The 20254-nt window shown below is 52.7% G+C and carries 19 protein-coding genes and 1 pseudogene; 9 read left to right on the top strand and 11 right to left on the bottom strand.

Annotated features, from left to right (window positions below):
• Positions 1 to 26 precede the first annotated feature (26 nt).
• Both ACR3EN_RS19640 and ACR3EN_RS19635 read right to left on the bottom strand, forming a co-directional pair.
• Positions 27 to 377, bottom strand: coding sequence for a transposase (locus ACR3EN_RS19640; RefSeq protein ID WP_480821214.1), 351 nt, complete (start codon positions 375 to 377; stop codon positions 27 to 29).
• Between the two features lie 4 nt (positions 378 to 381).
• Positions 382 to 1623, bottom strand: a complete 1242-nt coding sequence (locus ACR3EN_RS19635) for a glycosyltransferase family 4 protein (protein ID WP_480843231.1) — start codon at positions 1621 to 1623, stop codon at positions 382 to 384.
• Positions 1624 to 1973: 350 nt separating this feature from the next.
• Between ACR3EN_RS19635 and galE the strand changes: the two genes are divergently transcribed.
• On the top strand, positions 1974 to 2975 hold the full coding sequence (galE, locus tag ACR3EN_RS19630; RefSeq protein ID WP_480821218.1) for a UDP-glucose 4-epimerase GalE: 1002 nt from the start codon (positions 1974 to 1976) through the stop codon (positions 2973 to 2975).
• Between the two features lie 47 nt (positions 2976 to 3022).
• Here the strand turns inward: galE and ACR3EN_RS19625 are convergent, their stop codons facing one another.
• From ACR3EN_RS19625 to ACR3EN_RS19590, 8 genes and pseudogenes are all read right to left on the bottom strand, one after another.
• Positions 3023 to 4423, bottom strand: coding sequence for an oligosaccharide flippase family protein (locus ACR3EN_RS19625; protein ID WP_480821220.1), 1401 nt, complete (start codon positions 4421 to 4423; stop codon positions 3023 to 3025).
• Between the two features lie 34 nt (positions 4424 to 4457).
• The gene (locus ACR3EN_RS19620) at positions 4458 to 5801 is read right to left on the bottom strand and encodes an NAD-dependent epimerase/dehydratase family protein (RefSeq protein WP_480918483.1); all 1344 of its coding nucleotides are present in this window, start codon (positions 5799 to 5801) and stop codon (positions 4458 to 4460) included.
• Between the two features lie 74 nt (positions 5802 to 5875).
• Positions 5876 to 6565 carry a Gfo/Idh/MocA family protein gene (locus tag ACR3EN_RS19615; RefSeq protein ID WP_480918482.1) on the bottom strand — a complete coding sequence of 230 codons (690 nt, stop codon included), beginning with the start codon at positions 6563 to 6565 and terminating at the stop codon, positions 5876 to 5878.
• Positions 6566 to 6585: 20 nt separating this feature from the next.
• The gene (locus tag ACR3EN_RS19610; RefSeq protein ID WP_480821224.1) at positions 6586 to 7575 is read right to left on the bottom strand and encodes a glycosyltransferase family 2 protein; all 990 of its coding nucleotides are present in this window, start codon (positions 7573 to 7575) and stop codon (positions 6586 to 6588) included.
• Complete coding sequence (locus tag ACR3EN_RS19605) at positions 7565 to 8806, bottom strand: glycosyltransferase family 4 protein (protein WP_480870503.1); 1242 nt, start codon at positions 8804 to 8806, stop codon at positions 7565 to 7567. Before ACR3EN_RS19605 ends, ACR3EN_RS19610 begins: the two co-directional genes overlap by 11 nt.
• A complete protein-coding gene (locus tag ACR3EN_RS19600; RefSeq protein ID WP_480821228.1) occupies positions 8803 to 9807 on the bottom strand; it encodes an NAD-dependent epimerase/dehydratase family protein in 1005 nt (334 codons plus the stop codon). Before ACR3EN_RS19600 ends, ACR3EN_RS19605 begins: the two co-directional genes overlap by 4 nt.
• Before the next feature lie 483 nt (positions 9808 to 10290).
• A pseudogene (locus tag ACR3EN_RS19595) lies at positions 10291 to 11014 on the bottom strand (IS5 family transposase).
• Positions 11015 to 11117: 103 nt separating this feature from the next.
• Entirely contained in the window at positions 11118 to 11330 is a 213-nt protein-coding gene (locus ACR3EN_RS19590) for a hypothetical protein (protein ID WP_480821230.1), read from the bottom strand.
• A gap of 283 nt (positions 11331 to 11613) precedes the next feature.
• Between ACR3EN_RS19590 and ACR3EN_RS19585 the strand changes: the two genes are divergently transcribed.
• The 3 genes from ACR3EN_RS19585 to ACR3EN_RS19575 all read left to right on the top strand — a co-directional run bounded on the left by ACR3EN_RS19585 (position 11614) and on the right by ACR3EN_RS19575 (position 14942).
• Positions 11614 to 12213: a polysaccharide biosynthesis/export family protein gene (locus ACR3EN_RS19585; RefSeq protein ID WP_480821232.1), complete on the top strand. Its 600-nt coding sequence runs from the start codon at positions 11614 to 11616 to the stop codon at positions 12211 to 12213.
• A 19-nt stretch (positions 12214 to 12232) separates the two neighbouring features.
• Positions 12233 to 13645, top strand: a complete 1413-nt coding sequence (locus ACR3EN_RS19580) for a hypothetical protein (RefSeq protein ID WP_480821234.1) — start codon at positions 12233 to 12235, stop codon at positions 13643 to 13645.
• A 139-nt stretch (positions 13646 to 13784) separates the two neighbouring features.
• The gene (locus ACR3EN_RS19575) at positions 13785 to 14942 is read left to right on the top strand and encodes a hypothetical protein (RefSeq protein ID WP_480870500.1); all 1158 of its coding nucleotides are present in this window, start codon (positions 13785 to 13787) and stop codon (positions 14940 to 14942) included.
• A 98-nt stretch (positions 14943 to 15040) separates the two neighbouring features.
• Here ACR3EN_RS19575 and ACR3EN_RS19570 read toward each other — a convergent pair whose 3' ends face one another.
• Positions 15041 to 16075, bottom strand: a complete 1035-nt coding sequence (locus ACR3EN_RS19570) for a hypothetical protein (RefSeq protein ID WP_480821238.1) — start codon at positions 16073 to 16075, stop codon at positions 15041 to 15043.
• Positions 16076 to 16318: 243 nt separating this feature from the next.
• On the opposite strand from ACR3EN_RS19570, the gene ACR3EN_RS19565 reads away from it, so the two are divergent.
• The 5 genes from ACR3EN_RS19565 to ACR3EN_RS19545 are packed head-to-tail and all read left to right on the top strand — an operon-like array spanning position 16319 to position 20229.
• Positions 16319 to 17749: a UbiA family prenyltransferase gene (locus tag ACR3EN_RS19565; protein ID WP_480821240.1), complete on the top strand. Its 1431-nt coding sequence runs from the start codon at positions 16319 to 16321 to the stop codon at positions 17747 to 17749.
• Entirely contained in the window at positions 17746 to 18174 is a 429-nt protein-coding gene (locus ACR3EN_RS19560) for a GtrA family protein (protein WP_480821242.1), read from the top strand. The genes ACR3EN_RS19565 and ACR3EN_RS19560 overlap by 4 nt, the downstream gene beginning before the upstream one ends.
• Entirely contained in the window at positions 18171 to 19496 is a 1326-nt protein-coding gene (locus ACR3EN_RS19555) for an FAD-binding oxidoreductase (protein ID WP_480821244.1), read from the top strand. Before ACR3EN_RS19560 ends, ACR3EN_RS19555 begins: the two co-directional genes overlap by 4 nt.
• Positions 19493 to 20020 (top strand): SDR family NAD(P)-dependent oxidoreductase, encoded by a 528-nt coding sequence (locus tag ACR3EN_RS19550; RefSeq protein WP_480918481.1) that lies wholly within the window; start codon positions 19493 to 19495, stop codon positions 20018 to 20020. The genes ACR3EN_RS19555 and ACR3EN_RS19550 overlap by 4 nt, the downstream gene beginning before the upstream one ends.
• Complete coding sequence (locus ACR3EN_RS19545; RefSeq protein WP_480918494.1) at positions 20008 to 20229, top strand: hypothetical protein; 222 nt, start codon at positions 20008 to 20010, stop codon at positions 20227 to 20229. Before ACR3EN_RS19550 ends, ACR3EN_RS19545 begins: the two co-directional genes overlap by 13 nt.
• Positions 20230 to 20254 lie beyond the last annotated feature (25 nt).

Genomic DNA, 20254 nt, shown 5'->3' with positions numbered 1-20254 from the left:
GCAGGATCTGTGCTGGGGCTTTCGACCTATTGCCGCACGATGTCCTCGGTGAGTTCCCCGTTGGTACTTGAACAACGTTCCCTCACCAAAAACCGGCGGCACCAATAGCGCCTGTCAAGCGCAGGACACTCACCTTGCACCTTGCGAGGCAAACGACTCTTCATCCCGCGCAGGATGTTGACTTCGTTCTCGTCGCAGATCTGACGGATAATGCCGCGCACCCGACCGGTCAGTACTTTGTGGCGAGGCTTCATCGACCGGTCGGTGTAATAGTTAAGATAGAAAACACTGTGCTTGACAGTACCATACTGCATGAAGTCGCCTTCCGGAAAACGGGGGGTTTTCTCCAATGCAAAGAAACCAAAATCGGTTTTCAACGCATCAACTAGCGTTTTGTACTTTGAAACGACGGATCGCCGCCTTGTACCCTTCAAGGGTTTTAGCCGCCACTGCTCTGGAGTTGTACAACTCGCTACAATCGATCCATGCTTGTCGTCCAAGTTGCTCGGCGAGTTTGGGATTATCGAGCAGTCTTTGACATGCTTCTGCTAGTGCATCAACGTCCTCACTTGGGATGATAAGGCCATTATGCTCATTCCTGATTACCTCAGGAGTCCCTCCAACTGCTGTGCCAATCAACGGACAACCTAGCGACATCGCTTCTAACAACATATATCCCATCGTGTCGTAACGAGCCGCTGTGATTGTCAAATAGTGATTTGTACGCAGCGCCATTAAATCTGCGTGGCTCATTTCCCCGCGGTAATCGACCCTTTCTCGCAGCTCAGATGGAAAATGTGCTTTAAAATAGTCTTCAAAGTAAAGAATGCCTTTCTCAGACCGAATACCTTGATCCGGCCCGACGAAAGTCAACGTCAAATCCGGGTTTAGCTCGGCAAGCTTCGCAAACGCCTGCAGAACCAAATCCCCGCCTTTTATGCTGTCAAATCGCCCGACAAAGAGCACTTTGTTTTTATCGCAGCCGTCAACGCTCCAGATCTCTTTCTCCGGTGCTGCCACGATTGGCGTCGGAATAATTGTACTGTTCTCAAGCTCAAGACCGTACTGCTTCCTGACCGCATCCAAAGTATAATTACAGATCGCCGAAATAAAATGAGCTGATTTGATTGCTTGTCCTTCGCGCTCGGAACGCCCGTCATTGATGGGCAATGCCGACAACGCGTCGTCGAAACCGCCGGTCAAAACAAACGGCCCATGAAGGCGTATCGAAACGGGGACGATATTCATCATCGCAACTTCGGCACCCATACCAAAGGATTCCTCGATCTCGAAGACTTCTATTCCCTTTTCATCTACCAGTTTACAAATAGCTGACGTGATCTTGGCAGAATGGCGCAAAGCATCATAAGGGCGGGATGTCAGTTTCGATTGAATCTTCTGCCAAATCCTGGATGAAAGCGGTACCTGTATTTGCTGTAGATCAATCGTGTAGGGGTCTGGCTCACCAGCGTCAGGGGTCAGAATATAGACTTCATGCCCAAAAGCTCGAAGAGAGGACACAAGCTGGGAAGTGTAGGTAACAATCCCAGACGCGACACGCCCGGGCGGCCATGATGAGACGTAAATTGCAATCTTCATCGACTGGTCTGTTTTTTCATTCATATCCAAAAAAACTGAGCAAATGGTTCTTTGCCCAACTCCTTCTTAGGGCTTAATCAACTTTATAAAAGGATGGAACAACCACCACTTCACTGCGGGTGTTGCGTACGTAACTGACTCGTATCAGGGAGTCTTGGTTCATGCTAGATTCTAGTTGCAGTTGCCGCGACCTGTGGCACAGTATCAACGCCAGATTCTGGCATTATTTGCAATAACATGCGGCAGTTTCCACAACTGGGGATCGGCCCTTGGAGCGGCGACAATCTAATGGGATGTTTATTATTGTTGCGTAAATTGATCAGGGAGACCGCAATGGAACAATCGCATGATCGGCCCCGTCATAATGGTGAAACATGACAAGGCATATTCTTCTCACTGGTGGCGCTGGATTTATCGGCTCGCACACTTATGCGGCACTGGTGGAAGCCGGTTACACCGTCACTATACTGGACAATTTCGAAAATGCCCGTCGCGACGTGCCTGAACGGCTAAATCAGATCACCGGCAAAACTGTCCCGGTAATCGAAGCGGATATTCGCGACCAGAACGCCATCAGGGCTGCCTTTAGCGCCAATGATTTTGACGCAGTGGTGCATTTCGCTGCACTTAAGTCTGTACCTGACAGTGAGGCTGATCCAATCGGGTATTACAATTCGAACTGTGCGGGCCTGATCAATATCGTCGACGCGATGCAAGCAAGCGCTGTCGAAAACATCGTCTTTTCGTCTTCGGCGGCGGTTTACGGAAGCGCCGCGGAAATGCCACTGACCGAGAAGCATATCTGTGCGCCGGATAGCTGCTATGGTGCAACCAAGCTTTTTGGCGAAGAACTGTTGGCCCGTGTCACAAAAGCACATCCTAACGTTAAGACCGGTATTTTGCGTTACTTCAATCCCGTTGGCGCCCATTCATCCGGGCTGATAGGTGAGGATCCTTCGCAGCCGCCCGGAAATCTCGTGCCCGTCATAGCTCGGGTTGCGCGTGGAGATATCGAAGCCCTATCGATCTTTGGCGGTGACTACGCAACACCAGACGGAACCTGCATCCGAGACTACATCCATGTTCTTGACCTGGCCCGTGGACACGTGCTGAGCCTTGACGCGCTGCTGGAACAAAAGGAAAGCCACCTCGTTAATCTCGGGACCGGGCAAGGGCATTCGGTACTGGAGGTTCTGAAAACATATTCTGATGTGATCGACAGGGAGATCCCAAGTCGAATAGAGGGTCGCCGCCCTGGAGACCCACCTGTATCCTACGCGGCAACCGACCGGGCGCGCGAAGTTCTTGGATTCGAGGCCAAGCACAGCCTATTGGACATGTGCGAAAGCAACTGGAAGTTTTCTGCGGATAGGTAGCCAGCCCACCACGGGCTGAAGCTTTTACTTCAGAACTTCGCTTGTAGCTATGGGATTGCCGCCCAAAGCTCAGCCATTCCCCAACCAACCGCTGCGCCGACAAGCACGAGCGGCATCAACCGGAATTCGTGCAGGAGCGAGACCCAGCCTTCACGGCGCCCCATGATCAAGAGCATCGTGACTTCGGGGATGCGATGCAAAGCGACAACGAACAACGCAAGCGTCGTTGAATTGAAACCCCAGATCGCGATGCACAATCCGATCCAGATCGTTGCTGCGCTCATCAGGCTGAGCACGGTCATCTCTCGGAAACGACGTTGTGCGCTATAGGCCTCGCGCAACAGGCGTGGCCCGATCAGGATCAGGCCAACAGCCAGTATTTGGATCATACCTGCAACATCCGCGTAACGATCATCATAAATGATACCGATAAGGGTCGGAGCGAACGTAAGCAGCGCCCCGGCCGCAAATGTCGCAAGACCGTCAAACAGGATGCGATATCGATAATAACGGCGGCGCAGAGAAGAACCTTCTTGGTCTTTGTGAAGTTCGGTAAAGACCTGCAGCCCCATCTGAGCATGAACGGTGTTTAGAAAAGTCTCGACAAGGTCCACGATCTGACGCGCGATATAGTAGAAACCAAACGAACTTGCAGACATTGCAAAACCCAAAACAAATCGATCCGCCATCACGGTAACCGCAGACAAGGCGGAATGACCGATGATCCACTTGCCACGTTCGATGATGATCCGAAAATCAGCAATGTTCCAAATCAAGCGCATCTTCGGGCCAGAGAACATCGCATAGCTCAGTGTGACCATGATCAACGCACCTGCGAGATTGCCCAGAACCAAAGCCCAGATATTGCGCAACCAATATGCGAGACCAATGGTGATAGCGGTGGTAAGCACCAACCTGATCAGCGTTTCTTTACTGACCTGCCGAAACTTCATCTCGCGCTCATAGACAAACTTAGCCGGTGACGCGAAGCCGCTGATGATGGAGAACCCGCCGATGGCAGCGACCGCAAAAGGCAGGCTGGGGTCGCCATAGCTTGACTCGATGTCGAACAGATCTGCCCCCTGCCCCCAATCAATGCCAAAGCCCAACAAGACACAAACAAACAGAATCAGCACACCGCGCAGGATCTGCGCCGTCCAACATGAACGCAAAAATCCGTCATCCAACTCGCCCTCGCGTGTCAGAATCAGCGACCGCACACCCAAATCCGAGAACATCTCGAGCACAAAAATGAAAGTCATAACGACGGCAAAAACACCAAAAATCTCAGGCGTCAGAATGCGGGTCAGAACGATCGTCGAGACGATCCGCGCAATGACCTGCATGACGAAGACCATTGTCGACAACGCGACGGATGCCATGATCTTGCGCCGCAAACTGTGGCGATCGGACATCAACGCGGATATGCTTTGTCCCAGTGACTTCATAGTGCCTCAGTCATGGCCAGACCCCGACGCATCCTTAGAATCCGAAAAGGTTGGCTTGGGTGATGCCCTTTCGGACGAAATCATCCCGATCCGCTACTGGTTTCCAGTCTAACACCTCTTTAGTCTTGGCATTGCTGAAGGGAGACAGATGACCCCGTGATTTCCAGTCACTATAAGATTGGTTTTTGAGGTCCCGCAGTCCCACGACATAGCGTTTGAGTAGATATTTGATGCTGCCAGACAGAAAAAAAGTCCAAAAAGCGCCAGTTTTGACCTCAATCCGCGCACCCAGAGCCTCGTGAATCGCATCAAAGTAATCCCGTGCGCTCATCATCGGCTCACCAATAAGATTAAATGACTGACCCAACGCCGCATCATTGTCTATCATCGCGATGAGGGCGTCTGCGATATCCTCAATCAGAACAAAGGGCAGGATGTTCTTCCCGTTGCCCCAAACTCGAACGGCCCCGGCCCCGTGCCAGCGTCCGATGCCCCAATGCTGCAACGGCCCGCCCTCGCCGATCACAATACCGGGGCGCGCAATTACCAGCGGCAATCCCTGTGTTCGATACATCTCTAACAGCCGCTTCTCACATTCCGCCTTGGAACGGGCGTAGAGGTTGCGGTCTCTCATGTCCTCGGCGAATCCAGTGTCCTCGGTAATCGTACGCGCAGGATCGGACATATCGTACGAAGCAATCGTACCGGTGTAGATCAACCGTTTGACGCCAGCCGCCTGCGCAGCCTCGGCCACGCGTACAGCCACTCCGACGTCGTTTTCCAGGCAACCTTCCCAAGTCCCGTCTAACGATTTGGCTAGATTATAGACAACCTCGATGCCTTCCATCGCGGCGGTCAGCGCCGCTTTGTCGCGCAATGAAACCGCGACGGTTTCGACGTGATCAGCAATATCGGCGAAAGGACCGTGACGCCCGCGGCTCAGCACCCGCACCTGACGCCCGCCTTTCACCAACATGCGGGTCAGATGGCGACCTATAAAACCCGTCCCGCCAATCACCATAATCGTGGGTTTCAATGGGGTCTTCGGCACAATCGGATCAGGTTTCGCGGTGAATTCATCCGGTATCAAATCGGCGGTTCGCTCGATGGCGCTTATGACAGCTTCTGCAGCAGCAGCTGAAAAACGGTCGTCCACCGGGCTATTGGTGCGGATAGCATCATAAAAAGCCTCAAATGCACCGAGAAAGCTCAGGGCATAAGGGGACCTGCGGTTTAAAGAGGCTAGTTGCGTGATACCATTGACCACACCTTCACGCAGATGCTGGCCGGCCAGTCCAATCTGTTGACGGAATGGATTGATCACGATGTCCGATGTGTTCTCACGGCGAACCATGAGCGTATCAGCTGCGTAGTCCAACCTTGCAGTCGCCGAAGAGCCATGTATCACGACTGACCTGTCATCCATGGTTTCGACCAGATCCAGATTGAACGTTAGATCAACATGCCCTGCCCGCGCTCGGATCTTCCAGCTTTGCGGACGGGACTGCCCCCTTGCAGTGTCACGGGTTTGCCTGTGTCCAACTTGAAATCATTAATCTCACCGAACAGATCGACGGCGAACGCGAAAAGATGCGGGCCAAGCTCAAAAAGCAGGTTCCGCGTGTCTTGCAACATCCACAGACCATAAGGTCCGGATCTCAGAGGCCCCAGAGGAAAACGCCAGTTGAACTCGGTGCTATTAACGCGTCCCAGCGCGCCTGATTTAAAGGCGTGCTTTAGTCGCCCATACGAGGGAACACCCAGGAAATTATGACACACTGCAACCTTTCGCGCTGCCTCTTCGGCCGCAGACGCAACGGACACGCAGTCATCCTGCGACAAAGCAAATGGTTTTTCCACCATCACATGGAAGCCGGCAAGCAAACAACGCTCCGCCAAATCAGCATGGATATGCGGAGGCGTTAGTATATGAACCGCATCGCAAACATTTGCCTCTGCCATGTCTTCGATCGATGTAAACGGCTGAATTCCATAAGTTCCTGCAAAATCCAACGCGGCATCAGAAGACACATCGCAGATTGCTGTTAACTCTACGCCTTTGCTAGCCCGCAGAGCGTTTGCGTGCCAGGTTGCAATGTATCCGGCTCCGATCAGGCCGACACGAATTGGATTCTGAGACATATTCTTTTCAACACAATTGATTATTTATACTCGATGATCTTCATTGGCGCCGCTCGTCTGCGACGCGATAGATAAGTCAACATACCGATGACGTTGGGAATCTTAGACAAGGTCAAAAACACAGCCTGTCGCATTGCCGATGAGCGAGGCAGCCCATCACTCACAAGCCCTTGTGTCGTCTTCAGGTAAGACAGGAGATAGACACACAATACCGCCAAAGTCAGCCAAAACGACACAAACAGTCCAAATACCGCGATAACCGGCAGCACAGAACCATAGAACCACACCCTTTTGCGTTCTCGTGTGAAATAGCCGGGATGCAGATCACCTACCTGCGCGAACCCATGCCCTGTGCGAACGGCTCGCTTCCACCATTGCGAGAAGCGCGTCATTGCCGCGTCGTGCCGCGTCATGCCCAAAGGCAGGCGCTCGATTTTCCATCCAGCATCGCGGATTCGCACGCAGAACTCATCATCCTCAGCGGCGATGACGTTGTTATCAAAACCACCAACCCCATCAAACGCTTCGACGCGCACCATCATGTCACCACCGCAGGTCAGGATCGGACCGGCCGGGCGGTGCCATTCAAATTCACAAAGCGCATTGTATATGCTCGCATCAGGATAGATCTCAGCCCTCCATCCCGTCACAATGCCAAGCTCGGGTACGCTACGCAGCGCGTCGGCGGCGGCAGGAATCCAACCATCAACAACAGCGCAATCGCCATCGATAAATTGGACAAAGTCCATTGGAGTATCCATCGCCTTTAGCGCAGCATATCCCGCATTACGTGCCCGTGCCGCGGTGAACGGGCGGGACAAGTCCAGTTCGACAACATGCGCACCGGCGTCGCGAGCCTTCTGCACGCTATCATCGGATGAATTCGAATCTACATAGACTACAGCGGATACTTCGGACGGAACCGAAGCAAGACAACGTACCAGACGCTCGCCTTCATTTCTGCCTATCAGGACCAGCCCGATTGCGGGCGTCGGGTTCTCATTCGGCATCCCGTGCCTCTTCCAGTTCGGAATGAATAAGTCGCGCCAGACGCGCGGCTTCGGTTTTGTGATTGAACTCTGTGGTCACCTTAGCCCGCCCAGCGCGCCCCATGCGCGTTCGCAATTCTGGATCACACAGCAAGTCGCCGAGACGCTGGGTCAACGCATCCACGTTACCCGGAGGCACCAAGTAACCGCTGACGCCATCCTCAACCAGCTCCGTGATGCCACCAACCCGGGTCGCCAGAACGGGCAAACCGCTTGCCATGGCCTCCATCAGCGTCACCGGCACACCTTCAGCAAAGCTGGGAAGCACCAAGGCGTCGGCGTCCGCCAAAACATCGGCCACCTCACTTTGGGATTTATAACCTGGAAACTGAACAACCGTATCTAGTTTCAGGTCACGCGCTTTGTCTTTGAGGTCAGATCGTTCTGGTCCGTCCCCGATCAATGTCACTCGCAGCCCCGGAACCCGCGGGACCAGACGCGCCACAGCTTCAAGTAGGATCGGAACCCCCTTTACTCCTGCCAACCGACCGACAAATACCAAGTGTGGCCGGTCAGGATCTGCGGCGCTGGTTGCCAGATACCGTTCAGGGTCAATTCCACAATGAACGATATTGAGCTTATGCCAGTGTCGAGTATCCGAGAAAATCATACACTGACTGCGGCAGAAATCGCTTATACAGGCCACAAATTTAGCTTCTGCAATCTTAGTATCGATACGCCAGTGTTTCGGTTCAAAAAAAATGTCTGGCCCATGGATTGTAAAGCTGAAGGGGATGCCACTAATCCGACTTGTCAACATCGCAACAGTGCAGGTTGCTGTAGCGATATGATTGTGCAGATGACGGACCTTACGTTCACGTAAATGTTCTGCCAACACCGCCGCCTCAGCAAAATAGAAGAGCTGATAAATCAGGCCTTTCAATCCGGCAGGACGCGTATTCAGCGCCAATCTTAAAGCCGAAAAATACCTGCCCGGTGCCTGCACAAGAGCCTTCATATGGCATTTGACAAGATGCAACGGGAATTTTGCGGCGGCGATGACGTAAAACGTGTTTCGAAATTCCTGCTGCTGTTCCGGGCCAACATGATGCTCGAAGCCGGTCTTGCGGATCGAGCAAGTTTCGACAGGGATACCCTGTTCACGCAGCGCAAAAATTTCTCGCTGAATGAATGTATCTGTCGCACGAGGGTATTCGCCCGTCAGATAGGCGATGGGTGCGAGACGACTCATTGTGTTTGACCTTCGATGTGTGACCGTCGCATGACCTCGGCGAAAGACTTTTGCGGCTGGATATCTAATCGCGCATGAAGCCGGGTCGTGTCATAACACAGTGGTTTCATCCGGGCGTGTAGCGTAGCGGGTCGCAATAGCCCGGGCAACTTAGTCCCAAGACCTGGTATCTTGGCAAGCATTCCCCCCACAAAGCCAAAAAGGCGCCAGCTGATAGGCAGAACAGCACGTGGCCAGCCGGTCTGGCGCAAGGCTGCGACATAGGTTGCGCGGTCCGGGCGATCATCATCAAACACATTTATCACATCAACCCCGTTGGCTGGTGTTTCTGCAGCCTTTACAAGTGCCTGCGCGGTGTGTGCGACTTGGCTGACAGGAACCTCTCCGGCGCTTTCCATCGCAATCAGTACGGGCCCGACCGGATGTCCCAAATGCCCATTCCACAATCGACCTGGACCGAACACTGCGCCGGGTCGCATGATCCAAAGATCGACACCGTGCGCTTCTGCAGCAGCTCTTGATTGCTGCTCTTGCATCAGTTTGGCCCGACAATAGGCATCCCGCTCGTGCGGGGCAGGTTCTAGCGGACACTCCTCAGTCAGCAATGAACCAGCTTGCAATGATCGACAATCGTAAACTGACAAGGAACTTACCAGGACCAATCGTGGTGTGGACGAACAGGTCTGAACAGAACTCAGGACGGTTTCAGTTGCCGCGAGAGTCTCTCGAAGCTGGCGATCTGGTGATCCCGTCATTATAGCGGCTGCGTGAATAATCACATCCACATTGGACAATCGTTTCGCTAGCTGATCTGCAGAAGCGGCCTTGGCCAAATCTAAGGCGAATACCTCTATACCTGAATCAGAGCTCCACGCAGCGGGCGCTGAGGCCTCAGAACGTACCAATGCCACCACTTTGTGGCCGACGGCGCGCGCCGCATCCACAGTATGGCGCCCGATGAATCCACTTGCGCCTGTAACCAGAATATTCAACCTAGCCATGATGTTATCACAATCCAGGTGCTTTGTGATGCTTTATACGCATACGAATTCTTGACCGCAAAACTCAAACAATCCTGACAATAAACAGACCAACTCAAACTCTTGCATAAACCGGGATTCCGTCATCTTCGATGGCGTTATATTGCAAGTGTGCACGAATACGAATGGTCGCGCTCGGAATTTTCCCCCGAGAGCGTTATTTCGACGCCATTGATTAAATCGAGCGCAGATTAGTTTTCTTTTTGAGGTGTCGTGAAATACAAAGCCGCAAATACGCGCAAAGTTGTTATCCGCCACGGTTTCGGTGACAGCGCATTTCACTAGACGGCAATGTGTAGTAGGAACTCACGAGTCGAAACACTGTGTTCCACTTTCTTCTTCCAATCATCGCAATATGCGCAGTCGTCGTGTCTGGGTGGTTTTGAAACCTCTGCAAAGCGGATCGAACGGCACGAACATCTAGTGTCAGGACTCGTTTGTTTGTCATAGCCAGAACATAGCGGTTGCGGCGAGGGCGATGGCTGACAGGAAGTCCATCGGGCAGCGGTCGTACCGGGTCGCCACGCGCCGCCAGTTCTTTAGCCTACCGAACATGATCTCGAACCGATTGCGGCGTTTGTAGCGGCGCTTGTCGTACTTCACAGGTGCCTTGCGTTGCTTGCGACCGGGGATGCAGGCACGTATCCCTCTTTCTTTCAACGCTTCTCTGAACCGATCAGCGTCATAGCCCCGGTCTCCAAGCAACCAATCGACATCGGGCAGGCTGCTCAGCAACGTCCGTGCGCCGATGCAGTCGCTGATTTGCCCTGCCGTTACGAACAGATGAAGGGACGGCCTTAGCTATCGCAAATGGCATGCAACTTGGTGTTCATGCCACCTTTCGTCCGACCAATCAGGTGCCCACGCCCCCCTTTTTCACGCCCATGCTGGTCGCTGTGCGGTGGGCCTTGAGATAAGTCGCGTCGATCACAACGGTCTTCTCTTCACTGTGCTCGGCAGCCAGACCCGTCATCATCCGGGCGAAGACGCCCTTGTCGCTCCACCTTTTCCAGCGATTGTAGAGCGTCTTGTGTGGGTCATAGGCGGCGGGGGCATCACGCTATCGTAAACCATTGCGATTGATAAAGATAATGCCACTCAAGACCCGCCGGTCATCCACCCGTGGCTTGCCATGGGACTTAGGGAAGAAAGGCTCCAGACGGGCCATCTGGGCGTCGCTCAACCAAGAAAGATCAGACGTGTTCACCGCTCGTTTTCCAAACCGTGAACCACGCCAATACCCGAAAATCAATGGGTCCTGACCCTAATTATTAGTTAGCCTGCTGGGCAGAAACGTGTTCGATGCGGTTTTCCTTGGCAAACAGAAAACGCCACATGAGCAGGGCACAAAGAACCAAGCAAACGAGACCGCCAGTCACAGCGTAGATTAAGATCGCAGTACCAAGTGACGAACCAGAAATCAGTGCGCCGACGCTGAGCACGCCACCGGCCACTATACTAAGCAAGATCAGTCCGACTATCATCTTACGCTTCTTCCCCGACTGCGCCTCGACCAATGCAGCCCTGACGCCATGTCAGAGAAGTATATAAATGTGTCACAATAATGTCCTGAACTGGCGCACGAAGACGGCAAGCATTTGCCGATCAGCTTAATAATGGTCGGTTAACAAAGGGTAACTTCGACACAGTTCAAAAGAAATCATGGAATATGACTTGAAAGCTGGGCAAGATATCGCCGAAACAAGATACTGGGCACCCCGACGTAGCGTCGGCCATTCTGCAATGAAGAGTTGAAAGAGCTTGAACATGAGATCGTTTTTCACATTTCTTTTTTTGGTATTGATCAGCGTTCCTGCGCTGCCGGCTCTGGCGCAAGGGTACAGACTTCAACCTGGCGATACCGTGCGAGTTGAAGTTTTGGAGGACGAAAGCCTTAACCGTGATATCCTTGTCGCGCCGGATGGTCGGATCAACGTGCCGCTAGCTGGCACGGTACGAGCGGGCGGTCGGACGGTCGAACAAGTGAGATCAGAGCTAACAGGTTTGCTTGCGCCCAATTTCGCTTCTGAACCCAATGTGTTTGTCTCACTGGGGGCATTGAATGTACCGATCCCACCGCTCCCGGATGAGACGATCAATGTCTATGTCATCGGCGAGGCGGGCTCTCCTGGGCGCCATGAACCGGTACGCGGCACGACACTTTTGCAGTTTTTTGGTGAAATGGGTGGTTTCTCACGATTTGCGGCGACCAAACGGGTTATGCTGCGTCGCACAGATAAATCGGGCAATGAAAACGTCTACCAGTTCAATTATGACGCTATGCTTGACGGAACGGGTACCGGTGGCAATACAAGGCTGATTGATGGCGACGTGATCGTGATCCCGCAGCGACGCCTGTTCGAATAATCGTGAAAGTGACCGGACCGTGAAACTCAACCCTGTCCGAATTGCGGCATTCACTGGTGCCGTCTTCTCGATCGCGAGCGCGAGTAATCGCGCAGAGGCTCAGACCTTGCCTGCCGACACATCCGGAACGATTTATACATTTGGAATAGCCCAAAGGATCGAGACCGGTCGCAACCTAAGTTTAGATGTCCCGGAAGAAGGCCATGGCACGATCATTTCGACCCCACTGTCTTTCGGCATATCAAGTATAACTCCAATCCAAAGTTTCAATCTCGACGCGGTGACGGCACTCCGCTGGTCCAACTTGCCAGATCGCTCGAGCGAGTTCGATTTTGGAGATTCGATTTTTGATCTCGACTACAGTCGCGAGAGCGCAAATGCCGGACTGGACCTCGGGGTTGATTTTCTCAGCTACGATATTGGCTTTCTCAGGTCTTTGCGAGATTTCGTCGACGAAGAAGGCGTGGTCGACCTGCCGCCTGATTTCGACGACCTGACCGGCGACGGTACGCGGCGCGAATATGGCCTATCTTTACAGATGGATTTCGGTCGCCAAGATCTGGTGAACTATTTCTTCCGGGTCGACACAGTTGACATTCGGTATATCGACCAGACCAATCCCGACCTTTTCGATGAAACAACTAGCAGCGCCACTGCGGGGGTCGGCTTCATACTGTCGCCGCGCACGACAGCGAGTATCGAAATCTTCGCGGAACAATTCGATGAGGATGATCCCGACCAAACAGACCGTCGCACCAAAGAGATTAATCTTGGTCTTACCCAAGAATTGTCCGCCGACGCTCGAGTTGCCTTGACCCTGGGCTACTCGGACATAGACGAACGGCGCGACATTATGGGGGATATCGAGACTACAGGCTTTATCGGCAGTATCGAGGTCGAGCGTGACCTGGCAGATGGTGGCGCATTCGTATTAGCTGAATCCGAACTTGACACCGCCGGGCGCCTCAACCGCCTACGCGTGGGCCGAGATCTTGCGATTGCGAATGGCGAGTTTTCTGCAAACCTTGGGTTTGCCAACACAAGCACCGATGCCATCGAACCAATTGGAACACTAACTTATTCTCAATTATTCGGCGAAAACGAACTGCAAATATTTTTTGATCGAAATACTATAGCCACCACGGACGACGTTTTCCAAACCGTGAATATTCTCGACGTTGGCTATATCTTTGGACTTGGCCCCTCCTCACGTCTGGGTTTTGGGGCGACGTACATCCTTACAGAAGCTACAACCGTCGACCCGCGCATCGAACGCACCGATTTGAACGCTGTGTATAGCTACGAGTTAGAGTCAGAATGGATCGTCAACGCGGGCCTGAATTACCGCGTGCGTGACGAAGAAGGACTGGGCCGCGCCGATAGCCCCCTTGCATTCTTTTCGATCGGGCGGGAATTCGCTTGGCGTCCTTAACCGGCCCTATGGCTCCGAGCTTAGTATCAGGCTCAAGGATTGCTGAATCTTGTTCTGATCGGTCGCCGCATAGGCCCGTCGCTGTTTGGTGCATGGGTAGGTCACTGTTCTGACACTTATTCGAGCGGGGACATAAACCTTGCAAAACTATCTATATTCCATTCCCAAAGTTCTCGTATGGGCACTTGCGCTCTACGTTGCGGCGCTGGCATATCAGGATTTTCTTTTGGGCGGTAACGCTTGGAAGCAAGGTGACTGGCTGATCAATAGTGTCGATGCGATAGTCCGCCGAGGGGTTATGGGATCGATCTTGTTGCGGGTTTCACGAGCCTTGTCTATCGACCTGATTCTATTGGTTGTGCTACTGCAAGGACTCCTACTGCTCACGACGGTGAGCCTGGTAGCGTTTTCTGTTAGAAAATCTGAAACACCTGCAACGCTTTGGCTTCTTCTTCTGTCGCCGGGATTCTTCATCAGTTTTTGGGCTCTCGATGATCAGGGAGGTTTACGCAAAGAACTCATCACATTTCTTGCGTTTGCGCTGTTGCTTTTTGCCGCTAGCCGCCAAACGAGCAGCAGGCTTTTTATATATGCGGCAGCCATCGTGTTTAGCTGTGCTGTTCTGAGCCACGAAGGAAATCTGTTTTTTGCTCCGTTTTTTGCGTTTTGCTATTATTTGATGTTTCTGAAATCCGATATTTCGCGCAGTGATCTCGTCGCCTTGGCACTCATCATTTCTGGCGCTTGCATAGCGGCGATTGTTATTGCGTTCAGCTTCGATACCGTGACGGATTTCATGACAGTATGCCGTCCGTTACTGGCCGCCGGCGCGGATATCGAGATTTGCTCGGGGGCAATCAAAGCTCTGGAGATACCGCTTGGAGACTATCTGACAGCAACGTTTTGGATGCTCTTTTCACCTTTGATACTGTCTTTTGCGCTTTTGTATGCAATCACGGCGGTTCCGATCATTCTGATAGGCAGGCACTTTGTGGATGGACGCCGCTTTTTGATCGCCTATCTGGTTTCTGGGTTGCTATTTCTGCCTCTTTACATCGTCGCCGTGGATTGGGGGCGTTGGGTCAGTTTCCATACAACCGCCGTCATCTTCTCTTTGTTGATCGCCCTAAGTCTGGGTTACGCAAAAACCGGATCGAACACCGAACTGCCTCCAAAACAGTTTAACAGTCTCCTGGTTTTCTTCTTGTGTGTCGGAGTTTCACATTTCGTTAACGTCATATGGGGGGGCATCGCTTGGAAAACACTAGATGGCATTCTTCACGCAATTGCAGCCTGACCTGCGCGAGAACACAAACTTATGCATCATCTGGAATATCAAACGGATCCCGCGTGCGAGATCGCATTGTTTGGAGATCATTAGGCTGAACTGAGAAATCAGGACGATATGTAAGGACGCACTGCATCGAATACATGCGCAGAGATCTCTTCGTAATTGTCCATGAAAACACTGTTGATATTTTTCCCGGAAACGTCCGGCCTTGGAGCCTCCTGCTCGAACATGGCTGAATAAACGATCATTGCCACCAACAGATGCAAAGTATCGTTTCCGTGCGGTGCATCATCCACAAACCAATCACCCGCCTTTAGCGCAGATGCAGGTGTTTCTTCCATGACTGATACCATTGTGCGAGCAACTGGGATCATTCTGATGCGCGATGCCACCTCAGGAAGAGTTTCCTGTGCGTGGTCCAACAAGTTGTCAAACCAACCTGTGTAATTCAGCAGCGTGGTTGTTCTTTCGCGCCAATCGGCAAAGTCACTATCCGATCCTGCGCCGGTGTCCTCATCCAGAATCCGACCCGCATCTGCCCAACCTTCATAGATCCAATAAATCGGCTCGTCGGTGACGTTTTCTTCATGAGCAGAGATAATGTCGGTGACTTCGTCACCCCAGGTAAGCGCCTTCCCTTCTTGCGCAGGCCTGGGGATCGGACCACCGACTACCGGATCCGGGTTGGCTCCTTGTGATTTATATACTGGCGGACCTGAGAAGTTATCCGTCACAATGATGACATCAGTGACATTCGCCGTTTCAAGCGATCGCCAGGTTTTGTCAACGCCTGAAGATGGCACGCCAAACCGAATCCAGTTTTCCTTCCAATTGGGCGAAGACAGCGGAGGCGTGATGTCATAGCTACCCTGCGCTGCAAAAAACTGTTCGCCATTTGCTTCGACCAGCAATTTCATCATGGGGGGAACTAGGTCGTATAGGCTGTTCATATACGCGCCTGTCGCCCGTCTCTGCAAAACTTCGGCATGGGCAATACTCGGCACCGACGAGGCGGTAACGATAGAAACAAGGGCGGCACACAAAAAACGCACTGCATAAACTCCCGATAGGTTTTCTCTTCGGTATAGGGTATCGCGCCCGTTTACGAAGTACATCTTACAAACCAGAATTTTTTGCACTCAGCTTCCATAGTGCTGCAAAATCGCTCATATTATATCGACCTGGGAAACAACGGTCATTCCATATTAGCTTTCTGGGCGAACCTTAGACATTCTGAAAAAAGATATTCGAGGCAGAATGGGTGCATGTGAGGGATTTAGCGCCTCGCCAGACACATATCCGCCGTATTATACCATTAAACAAACACTAAACATGCTAGCGTATCTAACTATTGATTTGAGGGGCTTCGGCCGTTTGTCTCTATGACGAGTGAAACACCTTTACCAGTTCTGGTCGTGGATCTGGACGGAACGCTTTTGCGCTCCGACATTTTGTTTGAAACATTTTGGAGCGCATTGGGCAAAGACTGGCGAACGCCCTTTCGGGCCGTCACTTCGTTGTTACAGAGCAAGGCAAAGCTAAAACATGACCTGGCAGAGTCCGGGCCGGTGGATGTCGCAACCTTGCCTTACGACTCCGAGGTGATTGATTATGTTCGAGCTTGGCGCAGCCGCGGAGGTCAAACAGCACTGGTAACCGCAAGCGACGAAAAAATTGCCAAGCGCATCTACGAACATTTAGATATTTTTGATGAAGTCTATGGCTCAGACGGACAGCGCAATCTAAAAGGCCCAGAGAAGGCTTCGTTTCTTAAGGACCACTATACCGGTGGATTTGCCTATATGGGCGATGCGCAGGCCGATGTACCGGTCTGGTCGCAAGCCAAGCAAGCCATTACAGTTAACGCCCCAGCCTCTTTGCGCCGCACTGTCGACGACCTGAACTCTCGGGTCGAACATCTTCAGACCAGATCTAGCGCGATAAAGCCTTATATAAAAGCAATTCGCCCGCATCAGTGGCTTAAGAATATACTTGTCTTTTTGCCCATGCTCGCAGCGCACCAATATGACCCGGTGACTTTCTTTTCAGCTCTGTTAGCTTTCCTTTCCTTTTCGATGGTTGCGTCCAGCGCGTATGTATCGAACGACCTTCTAGATCTTGAAGCTGATCGCGCCCATCCACGTAAACGCAACCGGCCTTTTGCTTCGGGTGCAATACCAATTGCACATGGTACCCAGATGGCATTTGGCTTGCTCGGCCTGGGCGTCGTGATCGCCGCCAGCGTCAATCTGGCTCTATTGGGCGTAATGCTGTTTTATTACGTGGCGACCACCGCTTACTCGCTGAACATCAAACGCCGGATTGTGGCCGACATAATGATGTTGGCCGGATTGTACACGACACGCATCATCGCTGGCGGCTACGCCACCGGCATACCTTTATCCGTCTGGTTGTTAGCTTTTTCTGTGTTTTTCTTTCTGTCACTGGCCTCGGTCAAACGCCAAGCAGAATTGATAGATACCGCCAAACGCGGTGCCATGGAAGCTACCGGTCGTGGATACCAAGTCGATGATCTGCCACTTATCAGTCAGGTGGCAATCTCGTCAGGTTATGTTTCTGTTTTGGTGATGGCGTTGTATATTAATTCCCCGACCGTGATGCAACTATACCGATCACCTACAGCGCTTTGGGTGGTGTGCCTTATCCTGCTATATTGGCTCACGCGTATCATCATGATAACCCATCGCGGCAACATGCATGACGACCCTGTGGTATTCGCTGCAAAGGACCGGACAAGCCTGCTGTGCTTTCTGGCCATTTTGTTTTGCGCCGTCTGGGGAGCATTGCTATGACACTCGGCGCATTGATCTTACGCTATGGAGCCTTCGCAATCATCGCAACAATAGCGAACCTAGCCACGCAGCGGTTGGTTTTGCAGTGGGGTGAGGGCCTGGGACTATTCGTCATCGCTCTCGCAGCAGGCACCCTAGTGGGGCTGATCATAAAATATCTGCTAGATAAACGCTGGATCTTTTTCGACGTATCTTCGGGCGCTGCAGCCCACGGCAAGAAGTTCACACTGTACACCATCATGGGGCTAGTCACGACCGCAATATTTTGGGGCACCGAAACCGCATTCTGGTTGATCTGGCAAACCGACCTGGCGCGTGAGACGGGCGCCGTGATCGGCCTGACCATAGGTTACGTCGTCAAATACAATCTGGATCGGCGCTATGTGTTCACGGACTCGATGCTGTCATTGGGGCGCGCCACATGATGCTCAGCGGTTGGGGCAGGTTTCCCGTCATTTATGCGCCATTGGTCAAAAGGCCGCGCTCCGAAGTCGAACTAGCTGCAGCTTTAGAACAAGGGGGTGTAATCGCCCGAGGAAACGGCCGCGCCTATGGTGACAGCGCAATCAGCCGCCGCGGCACCATCGATATGCGACACTTCAACCGCATGATTTCATTTGACCCAAAAAGCGGCGTTCTGGTGGCAGAGGCCGGGGTATTGCTGGCCGATGTAATTACATCTTTCCTGCCGCGTGGCTGGTTCCCTTTGGTGACGCCGGGAACCAAATACGTGACCTTAGGCGGCATGATTGCTGCGGATGTCCATGGTAAGAACCATCATCGCGAAGGCTCGATGTCAGCCGCCGTTGAATGGGTGGACGTGATGGACGGATCCGGTACGGTACGCCGGGCATCGCGTTCGGAAAACCCAGACCTGTTTGACTGGATACCCGGTAGCATGGGGCTAACTGGCGTAATCCTGCGGGCGGCCATTCGACTGCAACCGGTGGAATCTGGCTGGATTAAGCAAACGATGATCCCGGCCCAAAACCTTACCGAAGCTATGAATGCGTTAGAGACTGGTGATGCGTTCACATATTCAGTCGCATGGATAGATTGCCTCAAAGGTGGCGCAAACCGCGGTCGATCCCTAGTCATGTTGGGCGAACACGCGCCGCGCGACATACTTGGTACAAAAGAAAACAGTGATCGATTTGCGCTACGACAAAAACGTAAAAAGCGCGTCGGCTTCGATTTTCCCGCCTTCGCTATGTCCGGACCAGCAGTAAAAGCATTCAACGCACTATATTTCCGCGCCGGACGACGCAGTGCAGGCGAGCGTCTGGTCGACTGGGACAGCTATTTCTATCCATTGGATGCGATCCTCGACTGGAATCGGATGTACGGCCGCAGGGGTTTCGTTCAATTCCAGTGCGCGCTACCTATGGACGCATCAAAAGAAGGCCTCGATGCTCTGCTGGCGGCCATATCTGACGCTGCTTCAGGATCCTTCCTTGCAGTGTTGAAGAAGTTCGGCGATCAGCCCAGTAGATTTTCATTTCCGATGCTTGGATATACGCTGGCACTGGATTTTCCGGCGAGCCCAAAGAATTTCAAGCTGCTGGAGCGACTGGACCGTATTACCATCGACCACGGAGGCCGCTTCTATCTGGCCAAGGATGGCCGGATGACCGCGCAAACGCTGATCGAGAGTGATCCGCGCGTAGCAGCATTCGTAGCGCAGCGCCGCGACAACAGTGCCGTAGGTACATTTCAATCCTCCCAATCCGAAAGGCTCGCCTTATGAGCAAAACTCCCGTTCTCATCCTTGGCGCGCGTTCGGATATGGGCTTGGCGGTGGCGCAAAAATTCGCAAGCCTTGGCCATCCGATCCAACTTGCGGCGCGTAATGTGGAAAGCCTGAAACCCAACCGCGACGATGTGATGACCCGTCACAACGTCGAGGTTTCTCTACACGAGTTCGACGCCTTGGACCCAGAAAGCTTTGCAGCTTTCGTTGACAGTCTGCCTGAATTGCCCAGCGTTGCCATTTGTACGGTCGGATACATGGGCGAGCAATCTGAAAACGAACGAGATATCTTGGCCTCCAATCTGGTCATGCGCACGAATTTCGAAGGGCCGGCCGGAATTCTGGCGGAACTCGCCAATCGGTTCGAAGCCCGTGGCTCGGGCACTCTGGTCGGCGTTAGCTCGGTAGCAGGGCTGCGTGGGCGCGCGACGAACTATGTCTATGGCTCAGCAAAGGCAGGTTTTACCGCTTTTCTGTCCGGCCTGAGAAATCGGCTATCAAAAAAGGCGTGCATGTGGTGACGGTTTTGCCCGGATTTGTTGCGACGCAGATGACGGAAAACATGGACTTGCCGAAGAAATTGACGGCCCAACCTCAGGAAGTTGCCGAAAAAATCGCTACTGCGGTCGAGCGCGGAAAAAACGTGGTATTTGTCCGAGCGATTTGGTGGCTGATCATGGCGATCATCTGCAACATTCCCGAGAGTGTATTCAAGAAGCTAAAGATCTGAGATGCTTTGTACTACAAAGCTGAGC

It is taken from the genome of Ruegeria sp. G7 (assembly GCF_056535465.1).
Note: the sequence above shows the minus strand (reverse complement) of the source record. Positions and strands in the feature narration are given on the sequence as shown.

What these genes read in the sequence shown, in the direction of transcription:
- ACR3EN_RS19635 (WP_480843231.1), bottom strand. Translation starts at nt 1,623, where the DNA reads ATGAATGAAAAAACAGACCAGTCGATGAAGATTGCAATTTACGTCTCA.
- galE (WP_480821218.1), top strand. Translation starts at nt 1,974, where the DNA reads ATGACAAGGCATATTCTTCTCACTGGTGGCGCTGGATTTATCGGCTCG.
- ACR3EN_RS19625 (WP_480821220.1), bottom strand. Translation starts at nt 4,423, where the DNA reads ATGAAGTCACTGGGACAAAGCATATCCGCGTTGATGTCCGATCGCCAC.
- ACR3EN_RS19615 (WP_480918482.1), bottom strand. Translation starts at nt 6,565, where the DNA reads ATGTCTCAGAATCCAATTCGTGTCGGCCTGATCGGAGCCGGATACATT.
- ACR3EN_RS19610 (WP_480821224.1), bottom strand. Translation starts at nt 7,575, where the DNA reads ATGCCGAATGAGAACCCGACGCCCGCAATCGGGCTGGTCCTGATAGGC.
- ACR3EN_RS19605 (WP_480870503.1), bottom strand. Translation starts at nt 8,806, where the DNA reads ATGAGTCGTCTCGCACCCATCGCCTATCTGACGGGCGAATACCCTCGT.
- ACR3EN_RS19600 (WP_480821228.1), bottom strand. Translation starts at nt 9,807, where the DNA reads ATGGCTAGGTTGAATATTCTGGTTACAGGCGCAAGTGGATTCATCGGG.
- ACR3EN_RS19590 (WP_480821230.1), bottom strand. Translation starts at nt 11,330, where the DNA reads ATGATAGTCGGACTGATCTTGCTTAGTATAGTGGCCGGTGGCGTGCTC.
- ACR3EN_RS19585 (WP_480821232.1), top strand. Translation starts at nt 11,614, where the DNA reads ATGAGATCGTTTTTCACATTTCTTTTTTTGGTATTGATCAGCGTTCCT.
- ACR3EN_RS19565 (WP_480821240.1), top strand. Translation starts at nt 16,319, where the DNA reads ATGACGAGTGAAACACCTTTACCAGTTCTGGTCGTGGATCTGGACGGA.
- ACR3EN_RS19560 (WP_480821242.1), top strand. Translation starts at nt 17,746, where the DNA reads ATGACACTCGGCGCATTGATCTTACGCTATGGAGCCTTCGCAATCATC.
- ACR3EN_RS19555 (WP_480821244.1), top strand. Translation starts at nt 18,171, where the DNA reads ATGATGCTCAGCGGTTGGGGCAGGTTTCCCGTCATTTATGCGCCATTG.
- ACR3EN_RS19550 (WP_480918481.1), top strand. Translation starts at nt 19,493, where the DNA reads ATGAGCAAAACTCCCGTTCTCATCCTTGGCGCGCGTTCGGATATGGGC.